Genomic DNA, 10,523 nt, shown 5'->3' on the forward strand with positions numbered 1-10,523 from the left:
TGTGCTGCATGTCATGGAGTTGATGGTAAAGGTATCGACATGGTTGGACCAAGCATTGCTGATTTCAATCCGACTTTGCTTGCAAATGTTCTTAAACATGGTAAAAAAGGTTCTATTGGTGCAATGCCTGCCTTCACTAACTTGACAGAAGCTCAAGTTAAAGCGCTTGGTGCTTATGTCACCGATCTTAGTAAATAAGGAGAGCCGAATGGAAAATCGTAGTATTTTTGCATTAGACGGTATTACTGGTATGTTGATCGCGACTGTATTGCTACTCTCTATCCTTGCAGGCTTGACTGTCTGGGGATTGGGTGTACAACAAGGCAGTGCAGCGAACTATTACCAAGTTGAAAATGAAAAAGACATCAAGATGTTCAGCACTGATAATGCTTCACATCGTGTTGATGTAAAATAAGGAGTTTAATATGGCAAGCATCATGGATAAACTCATCACAATCGCATTAGTGGTTTCTGCAGCGGTAACGTTGTGGGCGGTGATAACACCAAATCACCTTTACGTCGGTTAAGGGTAGCTTTTGTTACTCTCACGAGGGCTAGCGGCCCTCACCCTCACCATTTTATTCTCACTCTCTCTTCATGCTGAATATTTATATAAAGATGATGTTGTCAAAAATCCTCAATTTTCTGAGCAAATCAATGCTATTGGTGCGGAACTCAAAGCTAAAACGGGCATATCGCTTTATTTAGTAATGGTACGTGATATCGATGAAAATCAGAGTATTGCCGATTTCGAAAAACAAATCTCAACTGAGTTTAAAGAGCCTGCGGTAATTATGACGTTTATCGAACTTAAACAAAAAGTTGATATTTTGGCACGTCCCGTCTCTTTATACGAATATTTTGACAAAGCCCAAGTTTTGAGCCCAAATGCAACTTTTATGGGTTCGCTGGTAAGTGCCGTTATGTTTGCACGCAGCTATGATGAAGCTGCTGAACTGATCAGTAATCGAGGAGGTACGATTTTACCGATTTTGGCAGAACGTGCCAAGGGGGCTGAAATAGTCTCTAAATACTCAGTTGCTATGTTCAATGGTTACAGTGATGTTGCTGAGCAGATCGCTGCTAAACATAACGTTACCTTAAGCTCATCTGCGGGTAGTGGAAGTAAAAATTTTATAGATATTTTACGTGTTATCTTTTACGGTATTATTCTTTTTGCTATTTTAAAATATTTGCGAGGAAAATACTTGCGTAGAAAAGAGGAACCTTCGGATGTTTAAAAATCCCGGAACAAAATGGCCGATTATCATTGGACTCTCTATTGTCGGTGTTATCGGTGCTTGTGTATGGACGATAAAAGTTGCACTCAATAATCCAGTTGAATTGTCCAATTACGGGATGCAAGGGTATCATCAGTATGATGCAAATGCAAATGAAATTATCAACGCTAAGATTGCATTTGATCAAAACTATACGATTGCTTTTTTAACGCCACAAATCACTGAGAAAACTTCAATAATTGAGTATAAAGTGAGTGATAAATCAGGTAACGCTGTGAATGATGCGAAAATTGAAGTTATTCTTACCCGTCCAGACATAAAAGAGTTTGATAAAAATCTGACCAATCCTGTTATTTCTGAGGGTAAATATACTTTTGCTCCGGTTGATCTACCTAAAGCAGGGCGATGGGATATTATGGCTAAAGTCTCCGTGGGCAGCGATCAGCGTTACTACAACATTAAAGCCGATACACGAAATCCGATCACTTCGGAGTTTTAAGACTCTTTTTCTCTTCTCCCCTTTAGGGGAAATATCCTACAATGCTTTTCACAATGACATATTTTTTAGATCCAATCAATAATTCGTTATTATTTAAAAAACTATAGGAACTTTGGATGCGTAAAGAGTGTATCGTTTATCCTACCTCGCGGTGTATTCGAGAGTCAGTTGCAGTCTCCTCCGAGAATTTTCTTCCGCACATGATGAGTATGGGAGAATTTCTCTCCCGTGCGTACGTCGCGGTGGGAAAAATCGTCCCTGATGAGGATTTGCGTCTTTTGGCGATGCACGAAGCGTCTGACTTTTCAGCCTTTAGTACACTAAACATCGAGAGAAACTTTTTCAGTTTTATCCAAAACTCCGAATATCTATTCCGATTTTTCGAGGAGCTTTCCAGTGAGCAGGTCAGTGTCGAAACTCTCCAAGCGGTAGATGTGTACGGCGAGTACGAGGAGCATATCGCGATTCTTACAAGACTGCGCGAACGATACGGCGAGATATGTGCACGTGAAGGGTGGGCGGATAGGATATTTAACTCTAGCCATACGACCATCCAACACGATTTTTTGCGTAACTATGAGAGTATAACGATTGTGGTCGAGGGGTATTTGAGCCGCTATGAGATCGCGCTCCTACGAGAGTGTGCCGTACATTTGGAAGTAATACTTCTGTACAACACGACGGCGTATAATCGTAAAATGACGGCACGTTTGGAGGAGATGGGGTTTGAGCTCATCGAGGCTCGGGAGTATCGGCTGTCACTCAGTGAGATACGGATCATCTCGGATAAGCCTCTTTATATGAATCGCGCTATTACGTGCGAAGTGTTTCACACCCGACTGGCGCAAATCGGATTTATCAAAGCCTCGGTTGAAGCGTTTGTGGAGGAGGGGATCGCACCGGAGAAGATTGCCATCATACTGCCCGATGAAGATGCGGCGCAGATGTTAAAAGAGTTCGATACAGAGGGAAATTTCAACTTCGCGATGGGGGAGCCGTTTTCTAACAGCGCCCTCTATCGTGAGATCGAGAGTATTACCCTCTTTTTGGATGAGATGAACGTATTGAACCGCGAGCGGATACGAAATATCAAAAGTACCACGATAGAGTGGTTCAAAATCCATTATCCGCAAAAGTTTCGTTTAGGCGATCTCGAAGAGTTGATTTTAATGTTCGATGATGCCGATGAAGGCTCACTCGAGATCATCCGCGATGAGATCCAACATATTAGCCATCTCTCCCATGCGCTGGAGCAGATGGAGTTTAGATCGGTATTGCGAATCTTTATGAATCGCTTGCGCCAGCGGAGCATCGACGATGTACGAGGTGGCAAGGTAACGGTGATGGGGCTGTTGGAGACACGGGGAGTTGCATTTGATGGGGTGGTGATTGTCGATTTTAATGAGGGGTATGTTCCGCACAAGAGCGAAAAAGATCTCTTTTTAAACACGAAAACCCGCGAGTACGCCGGATTGCCGAGCGCCCATGATCGCGAATCGCTCCAAAAACATTACTACGCTATGGTGTGTAACCGCGCACAAAAAGTGGCAATCGGGTGTGTCCAAAATGCCGAGTCGGTGCCGTCTCGCTTTTTACTCCAATTGGGGATCAAAAGCACCCCTGCCGCATACCGATATGAAGAGGTATTATTTCCGACCCCTCACTTTAATGAGCGGCATGTCGGAGTGATAGAGGGAGAATACGATTTTACGGCACACCCCCTCTCGGCAAGCGGGATAAAAACCTTTTTGAGCTGTAAACGCTCCTTTTATTATCGCTATATCGCTCATATCCGAGAGCATGAACTGCCGCGTGACTTGTCGCAGGAGCGCGATATCGGTAATGAGCTTCACAGTGTTTTGGATAAGCTCTATGCCGAGAATGATCGCTACTTGGAACACTCTGCGATCAAAGACTCTATTAGCAGATTATGGGAAGAGAAACACAGCGATGACCCGCTGGAGCGTTATATGAAGCGGTTGTGGATCGATAAGCTGGAAGATTTTTATAAGTGCGAAGTCTCTCGTTTTGCCTCAGGGGTGAGGGTACTTTACCGTGAAAAAGAGGTGAGCTGTGAGGTAGAGGGGATACGACTCACAGGTCGGATCGACCGCATCGATGAAAACGGCGGGAAACTCGAAGTGATCGATTATAAAAGCGGCAAGTATCCAGAAACCGATAAAGAACCCAAAGAGAGCGATGTCGATTATCAGCTCAGTGTCTACGCACTGCTAGCAGGGGAGCTCGGAGAGGTGAGAGCTTGCGGTTATTATGATTTGGGGAGTGGTGAGTTGAAGTTTGAGCGGTTTTTAGAGGCAAAAATCGCCAAATTGCGCGAAATTTTGGCTCAAATGGCATTTCAAAAACAATGGAGCTGGGAGATGTGCGAGGATTTGAGCCGATGTCGTCATTGCCCCTACACCTACCTCTGTCATCGGGAGGTGATGCGTGGAGTTTGAACCGTTTTTGGCCTATGAGGCGAGTGCGGGAAGCGGTAAGACGTTTAACCTCGTTGTCCGTTATCTGAGTTTGCTTTTTATGGGGGAGGCACCCTCGTCGATCGTGGCATTGACCTTTACTAATAAAGCGGCGAACGAGATGCTGGAGCGGATCATCCTCACCCTCGAAGAGTTGCCCACGCGGAGTGAACTTCCCCAAATCGCGCGCCTTTGCGGGATGAGCGAAGAGGAAATTTTACAAGAGCGTCCCAACGTTCTATCGAGGTTTCTCCGCTCCGATATTCAAATCTCGACGTTGGATAAGTTTTTCGGTCGAATCTTGCGTAAATTCGCCCTCAATGCGGGGTTGATGCCGACGTTTAAAACCGTCCAAAACCATCATGAGAGCGCCTTGTTGGAGCGATTTTTGAATGAAGTGGAGGTGTCACAAGCAACTGGGGCGCTGGTTCACCTCTCGTTATTGAGCGATAAACGGCTTGGGGACCTCTTCACACTCCTTTCCTCCCTCTATTCCAAATACAAAGAGCTCGATATTCAGCGTTACGATGGGGTAGATGCTCCGGAGGAGTCAATAGGGTATGCGTTAGAGTGTGCTCGTGAACTCTCAAAGCTGAGCCTCTCAAAACCGCTCAGTGATCGCGCCCGAAAAACGATGGAGTTTGAGAGTTATGAGGAGCTGTTGGAAAAAACGTGGCTCTTTAAACCGAGTATGGAGTACTGGGATTTTAAAAAAACGTATGAGCCGCGAATGGATGAACTCCTCCATGAATTGCAGCGTGCCGTTGCTTCACAAATGCGCCGTCGCGAGGTGCTTTATTTCAAAGAGCTGTTTGCCGTGCTCAAACTCTATATCAAAAGCCGACAAAGTATGGCAACGCAGAGCAATGAACTCAGTTTCGATGATATAACCCTCAACGTCCATACGCTGCTGAGGGAAAAACTGGAGAGCGAGTTTCTCTATTTTCGCCTCGATTCACGCCTCAAGCACCTCCTCCTTGATGAGTTTCAAGATACCAGTGTTATCCAGTTTGACATCCTCCGTCCGTTGATCGAAGAGATCCGTTCCGGTGTGGGGGTGAACGAGGGGGGGAGCTTCTTTTTCGTCGGAGACGTGAAACAATCGATCTACCGTTTTCGCGGTGGGGTGAGTGCCCTCTTTCATCAGGTAGCGGAGCTGTTTGATGTGAAGCTCGAACCGCTCAAGGTGAACTACCGCTCCCGCAGTGAGATTGTCCATTTTGTAAATCGTGCTTTCGAGGGGAAAATCAAAGGGTATATCCCTCAGCAGAGCCCGCAAAGCTATAGCGGAGGGTATGTCGAGGTTCTCTATAGCGATGATCTGCTCGAATCGCTGAGCGAGAGGGTCGCACTGTTGATCACTCAGGGTGCCGCACCCGAAGAGATCGCTATTTTGACCGCGACCAACAAAGACGGGAGTGCGGTGGAAGAGGTACTCAGTGGGCGTGGATATGACGTCGTGACCGAGACGACCGCACGCCTCATCGCACAGCGAAGTGTCCGCGCCATCATCGAGTATCTGCGCTATTGTTATTTCGGCGAGTCGATTTACCGCTCCAACTGCGCCGCACTGTTGGGGGTGGAGAGTCAAAGCATAGAGCGCTTGAGTGTAGAGGAAGTAAACAGCACTGTAATCGCGTTTATCAAACGATTTCGGATTGCCGATAAGAGCGCATTGATGTTTATCGAAGCATTGCGAAGCTACCGAGACATCGAAGAGGTGGTGTTCGAGATTGACCGGCTCGAGAGCACTTCGCCCCAAAGCGATATGCGGGGGATTCGGATCATGACGGTGCATAAATCCAAAGGGTTGGAGTTTGAGCACGTTATTGTCCTTGATCGTCTAGGGACCCCTCGGAGCCGTAACGATGCGATAGTCTATGAATATGAGGGGGCGGTGCTTCGCGGAATGCATTATCGGATAAAAGGGCGTGAATTACTCGATCCCCTCTACGCAAGAGCACTCGAAGCCGAAAAAGAAGCTGCAGGAGAGGATCAGCTCAATGCTCTCTATGTCGCCCTGACCCGCGCGGTGGAATCACTCAGTGTTATCGCGAAAACAAAAAACTCATGGTTTGACCCTCTCGAACTTACACCGGCTCATTGGGGGAGTTTGGAGATAAAAACGCATCACACTGATGTGCCGATCGTGCAAAAGTCTTTGAATTTTAAATCCCTTTCGTTCGGTCGACAAGAAGAGAAACCGAGTTCTCTTAAAGAAGCAACACATGATTATGCGGCGGTACAGTTTGGGTTGGCACTGCACTACACGCTGGAGATGATGGGAGAGTTTAGTCACGAATCGCTGAAGGTTTCTCTCGAATCGACCCGTAACCGTTACGGTGCGTTTCTTCAACCCAGTGCAATGGAGGAGATCGAAAAGCGGATTGCTCGTTTAATAGACGATGAACGCTTTGGCAGACTGATTCAAGGGGATCGCTACAAAGAGCAGATGATACGCCATAGCGGAAATCTAGGGGTGATCGATTTGTTGGTGAGGGGTGAAAACGGCTGGAAAATCATCGATTATAAAAGCGGACGTGAAGAGGAAGCCAAACACACCGAACAGATCAATCGTTACGCTGAGGCGATACGCTCAATGAACAATGAGGAGGTCGAGGGATATTTGTGTTATCTCCTAGAGGATCGGATCGAATGGGTTAAGTGCTTATAAAAAACTTAATTTCAGCAGATTATAAGTTTAAAAGGGTACAATTTCGCCACTATTTATAGAGACTTTAAAAGGAGACTCAAGATGAAATTTACTAAAATTGCTTCACCTGAGCAAATCGAACGTAAATGGGTTTTGATCGATGCGGAAGGGAAAACATTCGGTCGTATTATGACTGATGTTGCTACTCGTCTTCGCGGAAAAGATAAACCTTATTTTACCCCAAATATCGACTGTGGTGACTTTGTTGTTATCATTAATGCTGAAAAAGCGATTATTAACGGTAACGGCAAAACTGCTACTAAAACATACCACCGTCACACAGGTTACTTCGGTAACGTAAAAAGTGAAAAATTTACAGAACTTTTGGCTACTAACCCAGAAAAAGTTTTCAAACTTGCAGCTCGCGGTATGCTCCCTAAAACAAAATTGGGTCGCGCGATGATCAAAAAACTAAAAGTCTATGCCGGTGCGGAACATCCTCACTCTGCACAGATTGCTAAGTAAGGATAAATAATGGCAAAAACGTATGCAACCGGAAGAAGAAAATCTTCGATCGCTAAAGTATGGCTTGCTCCGGGTACAGGTAAAATCACTGTAAACGGTCTTTCACTCGACGCATGGTTGGGTGGTCTTGAAGCAAAAAAATTGCGTGTTACTCAACCGCTTTCTTTGACTAAACAAGATGGATCAGTTGATATCACTGCTTCAACAATGGGTGGCGGTTTCTCTGGACAATCTGATGCACTTCGTCATGGTATCTCTCGTGCACTTTGCACATTTGATCCATCTTTCCGTGCTATCTTGAAACCGTTCGGTATGCTTACTCGCGATGCTCGTATCGTTGAGCGTAAGAAGCCGGGTAAACGTAAAGCACGTCGTTCTCCTCAATTCTCAAAACGTTAATCGTTTGCTTCTTCCCTTCTTTTGGGAAGAAATTTTCTTCTACTCTTTCTTCTTTTTTTGCAGATTACTTTCTATTCTCAAGATTGATATACATATCTATACTTCCGTTCGCCCTGAGCCTGTAGAAGGGAATTATTTATTCATGCTTCGACATACCCTAAAGGGCACGTGAGCTCATCACTAACGATAACTTAATGATATTAATGAGCGATTCGAAACAGCTTTTTATTATACATATCGTCCATAACAACAATAAAAGCTAATGCGTCTTTTTCAAGTTCTTTATTGTGTGCAGCAGGTATAAGTCGATCATTTTTATAGACAAATGTTAGTGCTTCTTTATTGGGTTGTACAATAGCTATATCATTACGATCACGTAATGCAAACATATCATTGAACAGCATAAAAGCCACTTCTTGTTTTTTGTTGCTGAAGATTGAGTGACCAAGTACCGGATAGCTCAAATCTACTCCGATCAAATCAAGTGCTGTCGCTAAAACATCAGGTTGAGATGAAAGTGTATCAAACTTTTGAGGTGTTAACCCATCTGCGACGATGAGTGCCGGAATATGGAACATATTAACCGGAATGATATCATCTCCGTAGACACGTACATTATGATCGGCAACGACAACAAAAACAGTATCTTTATAGTATGACTCTTTACGCGCGAGTTCAAAAAGACGACCGATAGCAAAATCGGCATATTTGACAGCGTTTTCAACTCCATATTTTGGTTTTCCAGAGATAAAATCTATTTTACCATCCGGTAATTCAAACGGTGAATGATTTGATGATGAGAACATAATCGAGACAAACTTTTCCCCTTTTTCGGCATGGGATTTAAACTTTTCATTCGCTTTGAGGACTAAATCCTCATCACTGACCCCCCATGTACTGACGAAACTCGGATTTTGGTAATCCTTTTGTTCGATCACTTCATCAAACCCGTTCCCCATATACCAGCTGCGCATATTGTCAAATCGACCTTCCCCGCCGTAAATAAAGCTCGATTTGTATCCCAACGGTTTGAGCAAAGTGGCAACCGTAAAAAAATCGCTTTGGGATTTATTTCGTTTGACAACTCCCTCTCCTGGAAGTGGGAGATAGCCTGAGCTCATTCCTGCTAATCCTTGAATACTGCGGGTTCCATTACTAAAGAGATTACTAAAGGCTATCCCTTCATGGGAAAGCTTTTCGAGGTTAGGGGTGATAGTGGCATCCCCGCCGCTGAATCCGACGAATTGGCTTCCCATGGATTCTTGGATAAATATGACAAGATTTTTAGGATTTTCAGTTCTAAAATGGGTGGGTTCAAGTCGATTGAATGGGAATTCTTGTTTAGGATTTAAGGCGAGTTTCTTTCCTACCCGTGCATAAGCTTCGGAAAGCTCCATTTTCCCATAAGGTTTGACAAGACTTTCCTCTTTTGTATAGCTTCTATAGGCATATCCGATTGAGTAAAGAGAATTTTTAGCAATCTCATTTGCCATACGATTTGTGCTGTAGAGGGCATCGGAGATATTAGCAGGACGGTGACCGAACGAAGAACGGATACCGATGAAAAGAATGACAACTATAAGCGGAAACAAAAGAAGCCGTTTCCATAGGGGTGTTTGTATCGTTTCAACCAGACGAAGCGGTGAGAAACGAAGATATGCCCATCCTGCAATAATCAACATCCCCAGCGCAACTATAAGCTGCATCGGATACTCTTTGAGGATCATTGATATTACTTCTTTGGGGTATTTGAGATATTCGATAAAGAGATAGTTGGGACGTACATCATACTGGGCGACAAAAGGGAAAGTAGCATTTTCGATGTAAAGGGCAATAAGGAGAAAAAATAGAACATAGCCATTGAGGAAATGAGCAATATATTTAGCTAAAATTTGAGGTGTAATCGCGAGTAAAAGTACTGGGATAACGAGGATGATTGAGGTGGTCATCGTATCGAGTTTTAAACCGTATAAAAACGATAATAGCGATTCAGCAAAGCTAATGTCCTCCAAACGATCGAAATAAAGACCATAGAGTCCAAGTCGTCCAAGAAAAAAGAGTACGATAAAGAGGAGGTAAATTTTGAAGAGTTCACGAAGCATACAGTCAGGTCCCTAATAATTGAGTGATGCGCAATTATAGAATAAGTATGGATAATAGTAAGCGTTTACGAATGGTTGTCTCATGAAGATTATGATTCGACACTTATTTTTTGGAGATCCTGTGTTCACAATGTTTAAATCTACTCAAGTACCGCAATGGAAAGTCATTCTTACGGTAGCATTTTTTTTGACCCTAGTTGCCAATATGGCATTTTTTAAACACGTTATTGATATATATCCTCTTTCATGGAGTACACTTCCTTTTATAACGTCGCTTGCAGTTTTATCGCTCAGCGTGAGTGTGATACTGCTAACGTTATTATCATGGGGACATGCTACAAAACCTTTTTTAATCATCATTCTATTAGTATCCTCATTCGTTGCCTATTTTATGGATACCTACGATGTGGTAATCGATACCCATATGATTGAGAATGTACTTCAAACGAATCTCAATGAATCTGCCGATCTCTTTAGTGCCACCTTGATTTTATATGTGGTTTTGATCGGTGTGATCCCTTCGATTTTAATTTATCGAGTATTGTTTCAAGATAATGGGATCAAAGCAGTATTAATAGAGAAAGTTAAACTATTAGGGGTAGCGTTGGGTATTGCATTGGTTGTATT

10 protein-coding genes are annotated in these 10,523 nt (G+C 43.9%); 9 read left to right on the forward strand and 1 reads right to left on the reverse strand.

What is annotated here, in order from left to right:
• The 8 genes from PHR02_RS11560 to rpsI form a co-directional block, all read left to right on the forward strand.
• Nucleotides 1–198, forward strand: a 198-nt coding sequence (locus PHR02_RS11560) for a c-type cytochrome (protein WP_299992239.1), incomplete at its 5' end; no start/stop codon positions are given.
• Between the two features lie 10 nt (nt 199–208).
• Complete coding sequence (locus PHR02_RS11565; protein ID WP_299992241.1) at nt 209–415, forward strand: DUF4006 family protein; 207 nt, start codon at nt 209–211, stop codon at nt 413–415.
• Nucleotides 416–536: 121 nt separating this feature from the next.
• Nucleotides 537–1,241 carry a 3-dehydroquinate dehydratase gene (locus PHR02_RS11570; RefSeq protein WP_299992243.1) on the forward strand — a complete coding sequence of 235 codons (705 nt, stop codon included), beginning with the start codon at nt 537–539 and terminating at the stop codon, nt 1,239–1,241.
• Nucleotides 1,234–1,740 (forward strand): FixH family protein, encoded by a 507-nt coding sequence (locus PHR02_RS11575; protein ID WP_299992244.1) that lies wholly within the window; start codon nt 1,234–1,236, stop codon nt 1,738–1,740. Before PHR02_RS11570 ends, PHR02_RS11575 begins: the two co-directional genes overlap by 8 nt.
• Nucleotides 1,741–1,856: 116 nt before the next feature.
• Complete coding sequence (locus PHR02_RS11580) at nt 1,857–4,199, forward strand: PD-(D/E)XK nuclease family protein (protein WP_299992246.1); 2,343 nt, start codon at nt 1,857–1,859, stop codon at nt 4,197–4,199.
• Nucleotides 4,189–6,891: a RecB-like helicase gene (locus PHR02_RS11585; RefSeq protein ID WP_299992248.1), complete on the forward strand. Its 2,703-nt coding sequence runs from the start codon at nt 4,189–4,191 to the stop codon at nt 6,889–6,891. Before PHR02_RS11580 ends, PHR02_RS11585 begins: the two co-directional genes overlap by 11 nt.
• Before the next feature lie 81 nt (nt 6,892–6,972).
• Entirely contained in the window at nt 6,973–7,395 is a 423-nt protein-coding gene (gene rplM, locus PHR02_RS11590) for a 50S ribosomal protein L13 (RefSeq protein WP_015654640.1), read from the forward strand.
• A gap of 9 nt (nt 7,396–7,404) precedes the next feature.
• A complete protein-coding gene (rpsI, locus tag PHR02_RS11595) occupies nt 7,405–7,794 on the forward strand; it encodes a 30S ribosomal protein S9 (RefSeq protein WP_299992249.1) in 390 nt (129 codons plus the stop codon).
• Between the two features lie 200 nt (nt 7,795–7,994).
• On the opposite strand, the gene PHR02_RS11600 is transcribed toward rpsI, so the two are convergent.
• The gene (locus PHR02_RS11600; protein ID WP_299992251.1) at nt 7,995–9,896 is read right to left on the reverse strand and encodes an LTA synthase family protein; all 1,902 of its coding nucleotides are present in this window, start codon (nt 9,894–9,896) and stop codon (nt 7,995–7,997) included.
• 130 nt (nt 9,897–10,026) lie between these two features.
• On the opposite strand from PHR02_RS11600, the gene PHR02_RS11605 reads away from it, so the two are divergent.
• Nucleotides 10,027–10,523: DUF1705 domain-containing protein (locus PHR02_RS11605; RefSeq protein WP_299992253.1), on the forward strand; the 497-nt coding region annotated here is incomplete at its 3' end.

Source organism: Sulfuricurvum sp., from assembly GCF_028688295.1.
In the GTDB taxonomy this organism is placed as follows: domain Bacteria; phylum Campylobacterota; class Campylobacteria; order Campylobacterales; family Sulfurimonadaceae; genus Sulfuricurvum.

Coding starts and splice junctions, on each gene's coding strand:
- PHR02_RS11580 (WP_299992246.1), top strand. CDS start 1,857: ATGCGTAAAGAGTGTATCGTTTATCCTACCTCGCGGTGTATTCGAGAG.
- PHR02_RS11565 (WP_299992241.1), top strand. CDS start 209: ATGGAAAATCGTAGTATTTTTGCATTAGACGGTATTACTGGTATGTTG.
- rplM (WP_015654640.1), top strand. CDS start 6,973: ATGAAATTTACTAAAATTGCTTCACCTGAGCAAATCGAACGTAAATGG.
- PHR02_RS11575 (WP_299992244.1), top strand. CDS start 1,234: ATGTTTAAAAATCCCGGAACAAAATGGCCGATTATCATTGGACTCTCT.
- rpsI (WP_299992249.1), top strand. CDS start 7,405: ATGGCAAAAACGTATGCAACCGGAAGAAGAAAATCTTCGATCGCTAAA.
- PHR02_RS11600 (WP_299992251.1), bottom strand. CDS start 9,896: ATGCTTCGTGAACTCTTCAAAATTTACCTCCTCTTTATCGTACTCTTT.